We start from the raw sequence: 18870 nt of genomic DNA on the forward strand, positions 1-18870 counted from the left end.
TCACGGCGTGGTGTGGCCAGTCCAGTGGAATCCCTTCAAGAAGTCGGCCGCATGCATTCCCCTCGGCAGGTGGCGGTCGATTTCGGCGAGGGTGGGGTAGCGGTCGTTCGGTGGGTGGTCGAGTTCGTCGAGGAGTTGTCGCAACTCCCGTGTGACCACAGCGTCCGGTTCCAGGGCGAGATCCGCACGGATGCGGCTACTCAGCGCCCGCATGCCCGCGGCGAGATGGTCGGGATCGGTGACGCCGTTCCAGTCGAGGTCGTGGCTGATCGCGGCGCGAGCCCCACGGCGACCGTGCACCGTGAAGGTCACATCTTCCACCTCGGACCGGCGGAGGTAGGCGCGGAGTGGGGAGACAACCTGGTCACCGGCTCTGGTGGGGGCTTGCCACGGTTCTATCCACAGCTTGTCGAATCGCGCCGTGAGCCAGCCACTTTCGTCGAACTCGATGGAAAGATCCAGGTCGCCCGCCTCGGCCGGATTCTCACCACGGCTGACGAACACACCGCGGATCCGTATTCCGGAGATGGACTCGTCCTCGGTGCGCAGATAGTCGACACGGGTCAGCCGGAACTCGAGCTCGAGGCCGTACTGCCGTTGCAGGCCGGACAACCTCGGTAGCAACTCGCTTTCGGCAGGGGGATCGGCGAGCAGATCCGGTATGGCCGGCACCTCCGACAGACTCGGATCCGGTGCGACGGTGGTCCGCCGAGTCGCGTGCGTCGTGGTATCGAGATCGGCGCTGGGCAGCTCTGGCCGGGGCAGGCTCGGGTCGGCGGCATGCAGCATGAGGTCGCGGACCTGCTGATAGGTCAGTCGCGTCCCGCGCGACGGCCACTGCCCGGTCGTCTCGGCGTAGCTCCACAGGGCGAGGTAGTCGGAGTAGAAGCGACGTGTCAGGGGGCCGGCTGTGGCGCGGTCGAGGCTGATCTTGTGCACGAAGTGCCGGGAGTCGGTGTACAGCGAGTCCAGGGCGGCCATGGCGCGCAGCCGCCGGAACTCCCGAACTCCGGAGTCACCGTGCTGGTCGCGGATTTCGTCCTCCACCATGATCGTCACCCGGCCGAGGGCCTCCGGTGGCCATGAGTTCCAGAAGATGGTGACGTAGTCCCACAACCGGTGCCGGACGCCGGTGAGATTCCAGTTGTCGAGGCGTACTTCGCCGTCGGGCCGGACCCACAGGTTGCGGAAGGTGGCGTTGCCGTGGCTCAGCCCGGCACTCCAGGTGGTGTCGCCCGGCACCCAGATCTCATGCGGCAGCGGTATGCCCATCTCGTGCAGGAACGGATGAGATTGTTCCTGCTTGATCCGCTGCATGCTCAGGTACAGCTGTTCCTGTTCGGTTACCGTGCGGACCGACAGATCGTCGGGCACCTCGACCGCCTGCAACCGCCGCAGCTGTCGGAGCAGGGCACGCAAAGTTTGTGGCCAGTCCGGGTCACCGGGCGTGGGGACGCGGCCGGGGCCCATTTCGCGGAATGAGTAGTCGTCGGAGTGGGCCATCGTCGTCGGCGCGTCGACACCCGCCTGCCGGGCCAGATCTTCCGCGCGTTCATCATCCAGCGCGACATGGTTGACGAGCCGGTCCCCGGCGAGGAGTTTCGGATGCGTGGGATTGGCGGCCAGATCCTTGTCGCCAGGCGTGGCGACGATGCGCCGCACCTTCACCGGGTTTCCGCCGCCATCGGTGACGCACCAGACCTCCGTGTAATGACCGGCGACATCCGGGGAATTCGTCACGACGGTGATCAGCATGCGGGCCGCATCGTCGAGCGCCAAGCCGCCGTCCTGGACCGGCTCGGCGATGTCGAGCAGGTAATCGGTGCCTTGCGGGCGGCGCAGGGCAGGGCGGAATGCGATCGGGGTGGTCGGCGCCACCGGATCGGTGAGGTCCTTGTACGCCCATCGGCGGGCGAACAACGCACCCGGCCCGGTCTGCCCGCCGGGCTCGGCGACCCAGCTGTAACCGCACCGCGCCGCTCGGACGCCGTCTTTGCGCGAGACCTCGACCTCGATCGCGTCGGCGTCCAGCCGGCGGGCCAGGTCCTCGGCCGGTCCGAGGAGGTACGGGCCGCCGTAGTCGGCGGCGAGGCGATCGAGGTCGGCGCCGATCGGTTCCGGGCGTGCGGTGACTCGTCCGTGCCCGTCGAGGTCGAAACGCACGTTGATCTCACCGTATTCGCGAGTGCCGTCCATCAGCACGGTTCGCAGCCGAATGCGGCTCACCACGCCCGGGTCGTCGTCACCGAGTGGCTCGTGTGCCGCCGCGACAGGTTCCAGCCTGGCCGGTCCGTCGGTACACCGCAGGGTGGCGATGGCGTCGGACAGGCCGGCATCCGCGGCGGCGCTGTCGTGCCCGACCGCGGCCCGCAGCAACTCGCGCACCGACAGCCGCGGCAGTCCGGACGTGTCCGGTTCCGTCGCATGGGTAGCCGGTTCGATGGCTGTCGACGGGGCATCGGCCGAATGCGTCACCGCATGATGGGTTTCGCGTTGCCGAACGAATTGGCGTGACCATCGTTGCAAGAGGCTACGCACCTGGTCCTTATCCGGTGCCCGCCGACCCGCCGCCGCGAACACGACCTCCAGGTTGCGGTGCAACGCATCCGTCGCGTCGGCGAGGAAACCCGGGTCGCGGGCGATCAGCAGCGGCAGCCGGAAGCTGTCTCCCGCAACGGATTTCCATGCCTCCAGCAGCCGGTATCGATCGAAGTCCGCAGCAGCGTCCGCGCCGTGGTCACGCCGCAGCCGCGCCCGGCACCAGTTCATGACCTCGTTGCGGACAGTGGGGGTAGGCCACGGGTTCCTTGTCGCGAACGCGACGTAATCCCACACCGGCGATCCCGGCTGGGTCAGCTCCAAGTCGAGCAGCCCGACCCCATCGGGGCCCAGCTTCATATTGAGGAAGGTTGGATCGCCGTGCAGCACACCGAGCTGGATATCGTCGTCCGATGCGGGCCGGACGTGGAAGATCTCGTACAGGCCGGGCAGACCCAGCTCGCCGTGCAACCGATCATCGGTGTCGAACTCCAGGGGGATCCGCGTCACCTCGCGAACCAGCCGCTGCTCCCATTCGACGCGGGTGGTGGGTACTGGTTGCTCGGGTTCGGCCTCGGCCCAGTGCTCGGCGTGCAGGGAGTGCAGGCGGTCGAGGACGGGGAACAGAGCCTCCGCGATGTCTTGCCACGGAATGTCCGGCGTGGGGTGTTCGCCGTCGAGGTACTCATGGAACAAGTAATGCTCGGGATAGGACTCCTGTGCACCGACGTGATACAGCGCCGGTACCCGGACACCGGCCTTGCGGCACAGCCGGACCGCGGCGGATTCCCCGAACGTCAGGCCGATCCGGGGATCGAAATTGGGATTCGGCGTATTGATCGACGCCCGGATGACAACCTTCCGCCCGTTCAGCTCGAAGATCCAGACCCCGTGATGATTCCCGGCGAAGTGGGCTCGGTTGCGGAACAGCGTGGTGAGAAGTTCGATGTCGGTTCCGGTGAATCCGGGATCCTCGGTCTCGTAACCGACGGACGCCGTCCGGGCGGTCGGTCGCGGAGCCGCGCGGGGGAGCGGATCGGAAACGTCCGCGGCCGCACCGTCCAGCACGCCCCACCACCGGCGGTCTTGCGGCCACTGCTGTGATGACGGCTCGAGATACGCGGCCAGCTCCGCGAAGGACGGTCGTGCCTCGGCGGGCCGGTCGAACCGGTCGAGCATCGGGTCGGCGATGAGCTCCCGCGGGTCGGTGCTCAGCAGGTGCGCCGTGCTCTCCCGCGACTCGGCCAGATGGTCCGGATCGGAATCCAGCCGAAGACCGTGCTGTGCCGCGATCGTGAAGCCGGTCGGACCGTTGACCGGCACGATGACCCGGCCATCCGTGCCGACACACTGGCGCAGTTGCGGAACGAAGTGCTGCGCGAAGTGCCCGCCCGCGAAGGCCGGGTCCACTACCAGGTGGTCGAAAGTGACCGTGAAGCTGCCATTTTCGTCTTGGCGGACATGGAAACGCATATCGCCCGCTTCGTCGACGCCCGGTAGGCCCTCGGCGACTCCGCCTCGATCGACATCGAAACGCATGTCGCCCGCTTCGTCGACGCGCCACGTGCCCCCGGCGACAATGGTGGCCGATACGGTCAAGCACCGGTTCCCGGCGTTGTCGGTGTACCGTGCGGCGGTCGGTGTCACGACGTAGTCGCGAGGACCGTATCGTCGATCCAGCAGACCGTTCACGACAGCCAGCAGTTCCGTGTCGCCTGCGACCTCGGCGGCCGGCAGAACCGAATCCGGACGTGCCGTGGGCGCGACAGCCTCCGGACTTTCCGCGGATGAGGGGGCCTGCCGACTCGGCTGCGCCGCAGGCTCATTCGGCAGCGGCGGCAGCCCCTGCCTCGTGCGCACCTCGTGCACCGCTTCCAGCATCAGCGTGCGAACGACATCCGGCGACTCCGGCTCCCATCCGCGCAGGCGGCACAGCCGTCGATAGTCGGAGTAGAACCGTCCGGTGAGCCGGTCGGCCTTGTCGGCATCCTCCGCGATCTGCTGGACGAAATTGCGTGAATCGGCGTAGAGCGAGTCGAGGCAACCCATGGTCAGCAGCCGATCCAGTTCCGTTTCGGCGCCCGGTCCGACCAGCCCGTGGGCCTCGAGGTCGCGGACCTCGGCTCTGATCTTGTTCTCGACCTGCTCGGCGATCTCCGGCGGCCAGTTCGACCACAGCATGGTCACGTAATCCCACAGCGGGTGGGTGACGGCGGCATTATCCCAATCGATCAGCGTCGCGGTGTCGTTCTCGTCATCGATTCGCAGGTTGCTGAGCGTCATGTCGTTGTGATTGAGGCTCGGCCGCCAAATCGCGTCGTCGGTCTCCGGCGACCAGGCCTGGTGCGGCGCGAGGCGGAACAGCCGATCCAGCCAGGGCGCGCGGCGACGGTAGTTGCGGCGCTGCTGATCCAGGTAGAGGTGGAGGTGTTCGGTCACAGGCCGCACCCGCAGATGCGGGGGTAGCTGCACATTCAGCAGGCGTCGCTTCGCCTCGAACATTCTGTTCAAGACCAGGTTCCAGTTCGGATCATCCGGCTGCGGGGTGCGTCCGTCGGCATGCTCCTCCACGTAGTAATCGCGCCACCGGTATACCCGTGCGGGAACATTGGTCACAGTCCCGGCAAGCTGCACGGCATCGGGTGCATCGAAGAGAAGCCGGTGGAACCAGCGGACATTTCGATGGGTCGGATCGGGGTTGCGGGTGAGGTCTTTCTCACCTGTGGTCGTCGGCAGTATCTGGTGCACGACTATCCGGTTGCCGTTGTCGTCTCGGTAGCGCCACGCCCGCTTGTTGTTGCCCTCGTAGTCGGGTGCTCGGAGTCTGGCCCGCAGGATCTGCCTGGCGGCGACCTTCGAGTCCAGCGTGCCGCTGCCTTCGCGCTTGATGTTGTCCAGCAACGTTTCCTGTGCGGGCGGGTCCATGGGGATGGCTACGACCGGCGGCGCTTCGGGTTGGCTCCATTCGAGGTCCGTGGCAGCGGGTGCGTCGGCCATGTCGATACACGCGGCCCACGGCGCGGCGATCTCCTCGAGCGGCACGCCGGCGTCGATCAGCCCGGCATCCAACAGTTCCCTCGGTGTAGGGAGGTCACCTGCACGCAACCTTCGGCCTACTTCTGCGATGCGGGGCGGGACGTCCGGCTCGCGCTGTTCGAGGTCCGCTATGGCGTCGCACAGGGTCGTGCGGATCATTTCCGTCTCACCGAGGTGCGCCCTGTTCCAGTCGAATCCGGCCCGAGCCGCCGCCTGCCAGTCGCTGATCAACATCACCCGGAGCCGGTCCGCGCCCGCGTCACGAACGAAGTCGAGCACGAGAGGTTCGACCTTCTGGCTTTCCAGGTCGCCGACGCAATCTGCGACCACCCGGCCGGAGGCATCTGCGGAAAAGGTGAAATAGGCCTCGCCGCTGATGCGCGTGCCTTCCACGACCGCAGCCGTGACGACGGCACTGACGAAGCCGTCCGAGGCCATCCAGCGCAGCCTGGTCGGCTCCAGCCGTCGCGGTCCGTCCCAGCGTTGGACGGCGGCCAGTGCCGCCGACTTGTCCACATCGTGGTGACCGGCACCGAACTCCCTGTGGGCCGCGTGCAGCATCCGCCGCATCCACCGGCGTGGTTCCGTCGCGCGAGCGGGAATATCCCAGGCAGTTGCCGCGGTGGCGGGCGTGTCCAGCAGTTCCAGCTCACGCAGTGCCCATTGCGCCAGCAGATCGTGAACCGCTCCCTCGGAGATGGGGTCCTGCCCGGCGGCGCGGCGGATGAGGGCGACGTTCCGGTAGAAGTTCGGAAGTACCTCCTCGATGGTCGCGAACCCTGTGGCGATCTTCTTGGGTAGCCGGTAGGCGTCGCCGATGATCGACTTGCGTGCCTCCAGCAGCACGTAGCGCTCGAAGTCCGCTACCAGTTCGTCACCGACACCGTCTCCGTATCGGTATTGCAGAATCGTGCGGATTTCGGAGTGCACAGCACGTTGTTCCGTGTCGTCGGCCCAGTCGTTCACGAGGTAATACCGGGCCCAATCCCAAGCGATGGGCGCGTATTGCGCGAGTTTCGAATCGGTGAACCCGATGCGGCCGTCGGCGCCGCGCCGCATCTTGCGGCGGATCGGGTTGCCGTGCGTGAAGCCCATCAGCGCTCCGCCCTCGTTGTGGAGCGTCGGCTGCCACAAGACGAAGAGCGGGACGCCGCCGATCAGTGTGTCCAGCCTGTGGTCGAAGTCGCCGCGCTCCAGTTCCAGCACCCGGCGTCCTTGCTCCCGGTCCCATCGATACTTCGTGTGGGGAGTGGAGGACAGGCCGTGTAGTCGAGACAACTCGAGGAAGACGTCCTGGGTTGTGCGGTCCCAACCCTCGTCCGGGAGGACTTCATCACCCGCGATGTGCTCGTGAATCGTCACGCGGGTCTTGAAATCCAGCGCCATCGGCGACGATTCGGAGTCGTAGAGCAGCCGCGGGCCCCGTACCCCGGCCCGGTGGAACAGGTCTGATGCTTCCGCCGCCGGCGCGGCCAGCGAGTCCAGATCGAAGCCCAAACGCTCCGCCTCGTCCAGGTACACCCGGACCGTCACCATCGGTTCCGATGTCGCGCCCGGTCCGGCGGGCAGTGGCAGATGCCAGACTCCGCATTGGTTTTCGGATTCGTGCGGCGAGGTGACTCGGACCTGTTCCATCAACCCGAGCACCTGCTCGCGAGTGAGTCGTCGATCCAGGCCCGAAGGGATGGGCTCGGCCGCGACCGCCGGTGGTGCACAGCGTTCGCTCAGCCACTGGGGCGCGTTCTCGACCGGTGCGAGGCCCGCGCGCAGCAGCAGGTCGCGACCGTGCAGTTCCGCGGCGCCCGAGTCGTCGGCAACCTTTACCCGCAGCACATCGGCGCCGATGCCGCGCACGAAGTGCCGAACCAGGTCGAGGAACGACCCTCGTCCTGCCTCGCGCCGGGCGGACCGATACTCCGGCAGGAAGTCGCCGGCCGGGCCGGGCTCGACGTAAGCCGTGACGATTCCGGCGGAATCGAGCTCGAAAAGCAACTCCACATCGCCGAATTCGGCCTTATCGATCATCACCGCGGCGTGCATGCGGAGGCGTTCCGCCCGCTCGCGCCCGGCGTCCGGCTCGTAGACGGCGCGAGTCACGTTCAGTCTGTGCGTTCTGCTCTGTGTCTGTGTCGACGGAGGCCGGATCGCGTGGCTCAACTCGACCTGCTGTCGTTTGTCCATCATTCTTCGAATCGAAGATTCGAGCCGTGGCGGGAGCGGCTCATCGAGTGCGGGTGTCAGATAGGCGTCGAGGTTCGACGGCCGTCCCTGGGACAGGTGGCTCGCGAATGTTTCGAGCACACGCTGACCTTCGTCCTCGGATATCGGTCGAGGTCCCACTTCCTGACGCTGGACGTCCAGGTATGCGGACCAGGTGGTGCGCTGCCAGGTCTTCAGGAGGGCCCGGCCGATGGCCGCTTCGCGGCGCACGAGGGTGAGGTTCGTGGAAAACGCCGACAGCAGATCGGTGTATCGGCCGGGGTCGGTAGCGATATCTGTGGGCGCGTGGAGCGCTTGGCCGATGGCCGCGATTCGTGCTTCGACCGCAAGGTAGCGAAGGAAGTCGGCTTCCGCAGCGCCGCCGTGCCGTTGCCGAATTTGCTGCGCGCACCAGTCGATCACCTGTGGCCGCACCTCGGGCGGCCAGGGATTGCGGACGGCGAATGCCGCGTACGCCCACGCGGGCGGGCCGAATTCGGTGGGATCAGCACCCGATCGCGCCGGTGCGCTGTCCCGGACGAAGCCGTCGAGTATCGGCGCGCTGTACAGGCCGACAGGCTGTTCGCCGCCGTCCGCCGGATCCTCTCTCGACCAGAACATCTCGGACAACGGCGGCAGGCCGAGCAAGCCCAATCCCGATTCCGTTCCCGGCCCGGGGCGTAGGCCGGCGACCCTCGCCTCCGCACTGCGCACCGCACGGCGCACATCCCGCTCCCATGCGGCGCGAGTCGTCGTCGCGGGCGCCTCACCCGCCGGGATGTGCTGTGCGAAAAGCTGTTCGGCCGCATCGCCGCGGAACGACAGGTCATCGCCCACCAGCTCGGCAACCCCCGCCGAGGTACCGGTGGCGTGCCCGGGAACGACGACATCGCGGCCCAAGGAGTCTTCGTCGTCGGGACCGAGATCGATCGCGACGGGGTCTGTGCGGGTGTCGCCCGCCGAGTGGTTCGTCTGTACGGACCGACTCTGTTCTCGGGCCGCCCGGCTGCTGGGTTCTATTGCGGAGATCGCGAGTGTGCGTGCAGCATTCACTATCTCGGCGGGCTCGATCCCGTGATCGGTGGGTTGTGCCTGTCCCGGAGCCGAAATCTCGGACCCGCGCCGAAACAGATCAATGAGGCGTCGCTGGCTCTCCGTGAGGCTCTCCAACGCAGCCCGGACATCCGACGTACGAGCGCGGGCCAGTTCTTCGATGGCCGGGTCCCCCGCCACGACGGTCCCGGCACGGATCAGGAAATCCTGGAAATCTCGCCAGAACTCGGCGATCTCGCGGTCGCCGGACACGGGCCGTTTCGAATCCTGCGGTGCGTCGCCGGAAGCGTGCTCGCGCATCCCTTCCAGCCGCGCCAGCACCCGTCGATGCCCGTCCACGGACCCGTAGACCAGGAACAACGCCCGCAGTGCGCTGACGGCGCGTATGTGCTCATCGAGTTCTGAACGGCTCCGGTCGCTGGCCGCCCATTCGTACGGGTCGGCTTCGTTGTGGCGGTCGACACCGGTGACGTAACGCTGCGAGATCGGGCTCGACCTCGGGTCGAGGGGCATGTCGAAGGCGAACGCGTGGTCATAGCCGTAGTAGTGGTGTCCGTCGCGCAGGAGGTTGTCCATTCGGTCCCAGTTGTCGACGACCACATCGAGGAAACCCAGCTCGCGTGTGTCCGGATGGTTCCGCAACATCTCCAGAGCAGCAGCATCCAGGGTGGCGACGTTCGCAACGGCGTCGCCCGGCAGCCACGGCATCAGCACGGTATCTTCGCGGTTGTATACGGGGATCACCGGCGGTACGGGCGCCCCGAGCAGATAGCCGACAGCCGACACCAGGATCTCGGCGGCGCGCCACTCGGGCAACAGCATGCTCTTCTCGATCACCTGGAAACCGTTGGGATAGGTGAGCAGTTCCGTGAGGCTGGTCTGGCCGGCGAAATGGCGGGGCCTCGTTCGGACCGGCGGCCCGGAGCGTTCGGCTTCATCGAGCCGCATGACGAATTCGACAGCGGACATCCGGGAACCGGGCGCGGGTGGCGTAGTGGTTTCGGCCGGCAGCGGTGTCTCGGGCGGATCGTCGTTGGCCACATCGCCTTCGACAGCATTCCGCCGGAACCATTCCAGCCTCGCTTGCAGCGCATCCGCGTCGGCTCGTTGCCCGTCGCCCGTCGGGCCATCCGGCTGCGGCTCGGGGAGCAGGTCGATGGCGACTGGGTCGATGCGCTTGCCGACCGGCGCGTTGTTCGTCCGTGCGGACAGTTCGAACCATACGGCTTGGTGCCAGCCGTGCTCATGGCGTTTGAACAACTCGATCCCAGAGCGCATCGGCGCCGGATCATCTACTGCCACAGCCCGTCCAGGGAGGACAGCGAGACCGGAGCGGGTCGGGATGCCGCCTCGCGCGTTCCGCGGCATCGAGGCGGCGTGCGTGTCGAGCAGCGTCACGCGCAGCCGGTCATCGGTTGTCTCCGCGACTAGGTGGACTCTGCCGCGGCGGTGTTCGGCCGCGTCGGTCACCATGGCCGTGAGTTCGGCACACGCGAGGTTCACTTGTTCGGCGGGCCAGCCGTCGAGCTGTTCGGCCAGCCAGGACGCGGCTTCCGACGCCGCGTTCGGGCTGCATCGGCCCTCCGGCTCAGCACGAATGATTCGCTCGGACCGTTGGGCCGACTCCGCTACTGTCGCGGGCCTGGTGGCCGCGACGGAAATATCCTCGGTCGGAGCCGTTTCGCTGCCCATCGCCCAGGACGCGCCGGAGTCGGTGAGCCAGGAGGTGAGCTTGTCGTGCACGACCGACCACGCGGCCGCTGCTCGCGCTTGATCCGGTCCGAACCGGATGGCGGTGTAATGCGCTGTGACGGAGTCACCGTCGGTGCGCAGAGTGATCGTGCCCTCGGCAGGTTCACTTCGGGCCGCGTTGACCCGGATGGTGAACGACTGGCCCTCGGCGGTCGCTTCCCAGGCGACGAGGTCGTTCCAGAAGACAACGCGGTTACCTGCGCCGTCGTCGGCGGACGAGTAGCCGGACAGCAGCTTGTATGCGTCGCCTTCGTGGCTGAGTATCTGTCCGACAGGCATCTCGGCTGCCGCGCCTCGCCACATCAGTCCTTGGTGCTCGGAACCGAACTGTGCGTCGAATTCACACACGCTGAGATCGGCTCCGCTGTTCTCCAAGGCGTCGAGGACCTGCGCGGGGTTCATCGGATCCCCGTTCCATTCCTCGAAACCTTGGCTGAACGCATCGAGACCCTTCACCCGGCCGCTGACCCGCCACCATCCGAAGCCGCTGATCTCATCCAGCGAGACGCCCTGCGCGAGGAGCGCGCTGAGCAGATCCTCGTGTGACGCGTCGGCGGTTACGAACCTTCCGTTGGCGAGCAGGATGAAAGGGTCGCCGATTTCGGGGTCGCTGGTGTGATAAGGCTGCTTGTCGGGCCCCGTCCCGGGCACCATGAACCAGCCGCGCGAATCCACCTCAGGCCACACCAGTTCGATGTCGTCCGCAGGCTCGAGCAGGTTTTCCGGCAGCGGCACCGTGTCGTAGGTGGTCCGGCTCGGCCCTGAGGACGAGGCTGTCGTTCGCTTGGACTCGTCGCTATCGCCGAGGTCGATGGCGACGGGGTCGATACGGTTACCGGATGATGTCGGCTTCGCGGGTTCGTGCGGGGCGCTCTCCGGCTGGGGCGTTGTGTCCTCGCCCCCATTCGGCCCCTCACGCAGCGATCGGTCGACGATCGCCAGTACCTGCTCGTCGGTTTCGGGGAGCGGCGCGTCCGACAGCAGCGTGGCCAGCAGTCGCTCGCAGGCGAGGGCATCGTGCTCTTCTCCCGGCACGAACGGCGCGGGCTTTCCACCCATGCGGCGGTAGCGCTCTCGCGCACCGACGAGACCGAGCAGTGCCACCGGATCCGCGATACCCGCGGATTGTTCCACCTGGGCTTGGAGTAGTCGGTACCGCAGGCTTCCCGCCTTGACCGTGTCCACCCAGTCGTCGCGCATGGTGAGGAGATCTTCCTCGAACTCCGGAATGGCGCTGGGGGGCTTCCCTTGCTTTTCGAGCGCCCAATTCAGCAGGATCCTGGACAGTCGGCCGTGATAGTCGCCCTTCCCGTGATGCCCGGAAATGCTCCACAGTTCCAGGTCCGCGGCTACTTCGTAGGGATCCTTGTCGGGATTGCCCAGCGCGGCGTTGAACCACTCGCACATCGCTGCTACGTCCGCGGCCGTCCCGTCCGGGCTGCCGAAATTCGGGTACAGGATGACCCCGTATTCTTGAGTCTGGAATGCGGGCAGGTACCCGAGCAATGGATCGTCATTGATGGCCGCGAGCTCCGCCTCGGTCAACGGCGCATCCAGGACTCGGGCCTCGCGTGCTCCTGGCTTACCTTCGTCTGCCGGATAGAACACGACACCGTACGGGCCGGATTCGAACGGCCCGGGCACATAGGTGAGAAGATGGTTGACACTGATTGCCGCACGCTGATATTCGGATGCGGGCCAGTGCAACACGCCCCAGTTCCTGTTCTTCGAATGACCGAACTTTCCTGCCGACTCCGGATCCGTCCGCCGCCCGAGCAGCTCATGCAATTTCAGGATGAACTCCACGCTCAGCTCATCGCCGAGATGCTGTTCGGCGTAGTGGCGAGCTTCCAGCCAGCTCAGCCACTCCTTACGTCCGAAGAGCAGCTCGGGCCGAGCCACACCCGCCGCGATGGCTACATTCCGGAATTTGTCCTCCATATACAACGTCAGCTCGAGCGTGCGCTCGGCATCGGTCTCGATGCCGAGCGCACGCTCCAGCTCACGTATTTCGGCGTCGAGCGCCGCGTCTTCTTCGGAAATCACGGGCGGTGCGGTCGCGTCGGGGGTCTGGTCCTGCTCGGCCGCCTGACTCTGCGCTGTCTTCTGCGGAGCCTGCAGCCAAGCCCGCGAGCCGGGCGGCAGCATCTCGGACAAGCTCGCCATGGCGCGGCGCTGGGCCATGTTGACGGCCCCGCGGCTCTTGCCCAGCAGGCTGGCCACCGCAGCGGCCGTGTGCCCCTCGACGAGTTTCTGGCGCAGGCATTCTCGCTGCAGATCGGGGAGTCTGTCGACACGCTGGGCCAACGCTCGCCGGTTATCACCTACAGCGGCCCTGACCTCGATCGGCAGCCAGTCGGCGTGCTCCAGGGCGGCAACGATCTCGGTTGCCGTCCTGCTCGCCCGAGGTCCCTCCGCCGGCGCGGCCGACGGGCCGGGCGACTGGGCGTTGTCGATCGGTGGTTCGGGTTCGTGCTCGCTGTCGCCGAGGTCGATCGCGACGGGGTCGGCAGGCCGTGACTGTTCGCCCGGTTCGCCGGGCGAACGTTGCTCGGCGACGGTCCGCGCCATCTCGCGGTCGAAGCGTGCCTCCCACTCGGCATCGGATTCACCGTTCGGCATCGGGTAGTGTGCGCCGTCCGACAGATCGGCGATTCGCACCGACAGACCGTCCAGGTAGGCGTCGATCAGGCCCGGCCAGACGTCGTCGTCGAGTTCGTCGGCCCCGACCTGAAGCAGCTGCCCGTCCAGAAGAAGCTTGATCAGTCCGTCCAGGGTGTCGACGTAGGCGAGCATGGATTCGTCCCGTCGGTTGGAGAATGTCCGTCGCAGTTCCGCGACTACGGCACGCCACGCGCGTGGGTCTTCCTGTTCGGGACCGACCCCGAATCGGTACGCCAGGTCGTCGCGGAGTCGTATGAGCATGTCCAGGGTGTCGGCCAGCGTGGTGCGCGGCGGTTCCGAAGCGTCTCTGGAGGCCAGGAACTCTCTGAAGATACGGACAACGTCCTCGTACCACGTTTGCCGCCGGTTCATGGACTCGAATGCAGACTCCGCGTCGTCGATGCCATCTCGGATCGATTCGAGCTCGGCCGGTGGAAATTCCAGATCGCCCGCCAATAGTCTTGCCATCAGGGGGTCGAGGTGCGGCTCGAGAAACGAATTGCTGAAATCGATCGGAATCAGCCGAACACCGCGGTCGACCCCCAGGTTTGCGCCTTCGAATCGGTCCCACGTTCGTAGCAGTCGTTCGGCCAGTACCAGTCGCCGCCAGACCGGTGTCTGCTTGAAACGAGCCTTGGAGAAGCTGCCTGCTGGATTATCGACAACTTCCGGCGCATATTCCATCAGCAGGACGAGACCGCGCTTGTCACGCCGCAGCGTCGGCGGGGCCGGCACCCCGATAATTCTGGATATCAGGCTGCCCAGCTCCTCGGCATCCGCCTGATCGAGGTTGCGGACGGTCTTCTCGATTGCTCGGAAACCGTTGCGGTAGGTGATCAGCACCACTTGCTCCGACATCGTCGAATTGCCCGAGTCGCCCTTGAGGGTCTTGCGTTCGCGCACACCGAGGGCTTCTGCCTCAGCCACTTTGTCAGCGAAAGACCGCTTGTCGACGAGGTCTTTCATCCACGCGATCGCGTCGGGATCGTCGTAAAACTTCAGCGCTGATTCCGGCTCGTCATGGACTCCGGACACCGTCTCGACGGTAACCCGGCCATCCGGGCGGACCTGTACGCGCCAGTGATCGATGGGGATCTGGTCTTGGGCTGCCATCTCCCGCAGGACAGGATCCGCCAGATCGAGCAGGTGCTGCTGCCCGCGCAATGGTGAGGCAACCATGATACGCATGGTTCCGTCCTCGCCATGGACGAGCCCTACACCTCTGCCGAGTCTGCGCGCACCCGCTGCCGCCAAGAGATCCTCAGCCGCGAGCACCGCCAATGCCTCACGCACTTCGCCCACGTACCCGCGCCAGGCTTCGATCTGGGGTCTGACCTGCTGGAATCTATCATTGATCGCTGGGAGCGCCTCGTCGTCGAGGAGTATCTTGACCGCCAGCTGATCGAGGACGCGTCGGCGTAGCACAGCATCCAGCCGTCGGGCCTGGATGTCTTTCAGCCGCGCTATTCCCTCGGCGATCTGGTCCGCGTTCTTCCGGTGCAGGTCAGCGGTAACGACCCCGAGATGATTTGCCTGGCGCAACACCTCGGCGACCACTTCGGCGGCTTCGTCCTCTGCCCGCTCCAATGCTCGGCGTGCATTGGGCGCAAGCTCGCGGGATTCGTGCGTGTTCGGCTGCGCGGGTGCGGGATGATCGGACTCGGTGCCATCACCGAGGTCGATGGCGACGGGGTCGATGCGGTTACCGGATGGGGCCGGCTTCGCATCCGGGGTAGCGGATCGCGCTGTCGGCTCTGCTGCGACGACCACTGCCGACCGGTTCAGAATGACCCAGACGTCGGCGGTGCCTTCCTCGCGCACGTAGTAGGCGTCGTAGCCGCGGACGGCCGCATATCGGCCTGCGTCCGACAGGATTTCACGCTTGACGGCGAGATCCCGGCGGCGGGCGCGCACTTCGGAACTTTGTTCGCGTGCGGCCAGCGTCTGCTCTTCGTCGTCGAGGGCAGAAATTTCCGCATCCATCTCCTCTTGCAGCTGGGAGAAGGCGATCGTTCGTGCACTCCGCGGCAGCGCCATCCGGATGACACCATCGGATCGGTCGTCGGAATAGCCGAGCGCGACTTCGCTGTCGGTGCTCGCATAGATTCCGATGCCGAAGGACGAACTTCCGGGGATACCCGTTAGATATCGACCCGACCTGAGCTCTGCGGCATATCGTGGGTCGCGGACGCCGCGGAACAACTCGTGATCACCGGCAGCAACAAGGGCATCGATTTCCTCGGGCGTGGCATGTATTGGCAGAGAGTCGAATCCCTGTGCTCGGGCGATGTGTACCATGGCCGGATCCTCTATCGGATCGTCCTCGCTCCTCGGCGGACCGGCGATCTCGGACTCGGCCATCCGATAGTCCAACCGATGCAGCAGATCCCGGCCACGGCCGGCCCTCGCGGCCGCGGCTGCGCGAGCTGGCGTGTCCGCTCCTGGGCTGGATTGTCGGGCATGTCTGCTCGAGTCCGTGCTTCCGGCCGCAGTTTCATCGTCGGGTCGCCCCCGGCGTTGGACCGGATGTTCGCGGTGGAGGGACTCTGGGAGTTGGCTGCGGGCAGGGGTGGCGGTGCCGTCGGTGCTCTTGTAGGAGGCGACGAAGGCCTCTTCGTTGCCCGCTGACCCGTCCGGATCGCCGAGATCGATCGCGACGGGGTCGATGCCCCCGGGGCGGCGCGCTGATTTGTCGGCTCGGGGTGTCTCATCGGTGGTCTCGGTCGGCGCCGCGGGATTGCGCGAGGCGGCCGCGGCGATGCTGTCGGCGTGGCGGGCGCGGATTGCTGCTTCCAGCTCGTTGCGCCCCTCGACGCCGAATTTGGCGTAGATCGATTTGACGTACTTCTGCAGCGCCCACGGCGTTACTTCGAGCTCCGTCGTTACTTCTTTGTAGTCCTTGCCTTCCACGAGTCGCGTGAACACCCGGAGCTCTTGTCGGGTCGACCCGACTCGGGCCAGTTCGAGCGACCCCGCCACGTTCTGGTAGGCGATGCGCACGTTTTCAGGTATTTCTTGCTCGACGATGTGTCCCAACGCCGGTGTCTCGATGAGTCCCCGCACCTCGGTCGAGATCGCGGACACGAGTTCCGGTCTGGTCATGTGCGGCAGGCCGTAGCGGAGAAAATTGGCCAACGATACGGGCGCGGTGACTATGCCGATGTGCTCGGTTTCTCTGGGCCTCGAAGCATCCGGGAACTCATCCATCAGCTCCTGGATTTTCTTCACGAACGTCGCGTGCACTCTTCGCGCATGTGATGGGTTGCAGAAGAGCAGGATCGAGGTGGTTTCATATCCGTGCTCCCACAGCAGTGGCACGGACTTCAGGGCATTCCCCCTGGTGTTCTGGGCATGCGGTTCCTCGACACTTCTCGTCGAGTCCAGACCCAGCTGTTCTGCGGCCACTCGGAATATTTCTGCCTCGGAGCCGATCCCGAGCTCCTCGGCGATGTGCTCGAACCATTCATCCTCGGCAGTCTCGGGTTCGGTCCTTTTCCCGCGCCAACCGGAGAACACAACTGGACAATTGCCGAGATCGTGCTCGCCGAGGATGTTCGCGGCAACAGCAGCAGTACCGATATCCGGGCTACCGAGTACGATTACCGCGTCGTAGGGACGATCCGGCTGGAATTCCCATTTCGGGTCGAGGCGCAGGTAGTCCCAGATTTCCGTCAGGTCCGACACCATTCGATCGGTGTCGATTCCCAGGTCCCGCAGCTCCTGGATCCATTCGTCGAACGAATCGGCGGTCGCGGTTTTCGGGGGTGCCTGCAGACCTGACCGAGCGTGTGGCACGACCTCTTTCCGGGCGCTGCCCGCAGTCCGCGCGGCCTGCCACGGCGTCCGTGCAGGCTGCCGTTCTGTATTACTCGCCTCGGCACGGGGCGAGCGGTCGGGTCGCTGCCCTGGGCCGAACTGTTCGATGATCGTGCGGTACATCGACTCCGGGTCGTCGCCCATCCGCACGCCCGCCATCTCGAAGCCCCGCACGATTTCGTACACCGTGTGCTGGTAGGGGAGCATGAAGGCGATCAACGCCGCGATGAAATCGTGCCGGGAGACGCCGGGCGGGCGCAGCCAGTCGAAGCGGGCGAGCATCCGGGTGGCGGTGCCGGAAATGCCTGCGTTCGAGGGAATTTCCTGTTCGGCAAGTCTGCGGATGTCGTCGTTGCTGGTATCGGGGTCGACGTAGACGTAACCCGGTCGCCACGGGAGCTGAATGACCCGTTCGGAGTGGTCGAGGGCGAAGGCTTCCTCGGGACCGACAGTGCCCTCATCGTGGTAGACGCTGATCGATGCGATGCGGCAACCCTCGTCGTCGACGATTCGATGTCCGCGCGGGTCGAGCACATAGATGGGCGCGACATAGGCGACAGAGTCGTCGTGTTCTCGCAGCTGGGCTTCCAATCGGGAGATATCGACGCGCCCGTCGTCGAGACGGGGAATCGCCACGCCGCCCCCGAGGTCGAGTTTGCCGATCCGCAGCACCCTCCGCTCCGGCAGTGCCGCGAATTCGCGCAGCGACAGCGGCATGCCCAGCGCGACGGCATCCCGGGAAGTGGGAATGAGATGTGGCGCGTCCGAGGTTCGTTCGGGGAATGCCGCCTTTCGCCGCTCGTACTCCGCGTAGGCCCGATCGGCCGCGTCGTCGTGCCTGCGCACGTACTCGACCGGGTTGAGGTCTTTCCAGGTGACCGGTTCTCCGGGCTGCTTGTCCCCGAGAACGGCCGCGCGAACCGCCTCCAGCGCGTCGAAGTCCAGCCCCAGTTCGCGCGCTTTGCTCCGTCGCCACTCCAGCGTCTGATTCATGTATCGGGCGATGCCCTGGTCCAACGTCAGACCCACCGCTGCTTCCCCCAGCTCGGCATTGCGGATCATGGCGTTGAGCATGGCCGACAACAGTTCGCGCAGGTTTCCGTCGCGCTTCAGCTCGTCCATCGGCACCGACGGCAGCACCATGCCGCCCCACCGCGGCCTCGCGGACGCGTCGAAAACCGCTCGGATCCGCTCGTCCCGCTCCGTCGCGGGCAGATCCTCGAGCACGTCCTGAAACAGGCCCTTGATCACCGTCTCCAGCCGGTCCAGCACCGCCACCGCCGCGGTCTTGACCTCCGGCCGACCGTAGAGGTACCGGGCCAGCTCCGCCTCCTGGACTCGACGCAGCAGGGGACCGGGCCGAGCAACGCTCATATCGAGCGCCGCGGTTCCCGGCGGCGTCTCGCTCTGCGCGGGTCGAGCCCACGGGGTGGCGCCGGGCGTCGCGGTGCCCTGCGCTGATCGCTCCGCCGGTGTGTCAGGTTCGTCGGGGTCGCCGAGGTCGATGGCGACAGTGTCCGGTCTGCGGGGTGCGCTCGGCGCGGTGGCTTCGTTCGCCGGTTCGTCGAAGGCGCCCACCCGTACGGCTTTCATCAGTATCGGAGTGCGCTCCGTCTCGCCGAGTACGGCGCCGATCCGGGCTCGGCGGCGCTTGACGGTGAGCGTGGCCACACCCAGCACTTCGGCGATGGCCTGATCCGTGAGGCCGTCGGCCATCAACTGGAGGAGTTGTCGTTGCTCGCGGGACAGGTGGACGGTACCGGCCGGTGGTCGGTCCCCGTCGTGGATGAATCCCTGCCGCCTGGCCGCCAG

The 18870-nt window shown here is 66.2% G+C and carries 1 protein-coding gene (only partly in view); it reads right to left on the reverse strand.

Annotated features, from left to right (window positions below):
• Positions 1-18870, reverse strand: the end of a protein-coding gene (locus ACZ6DL_RS25115; protein WP_466054643.1) for a LuxR C-terminal-related transcriptional regulator. The gene runs 21222 nt beyond the window's last position; 18870 of the gene's 40092 nt are visible here — the last part of the coding sequence; its start codon lies off the right edge, out of view; its stop codon occupies positions 1-3.

The organism is Nocardia sp. NPDC041819 (assembly GCF_055590505.1).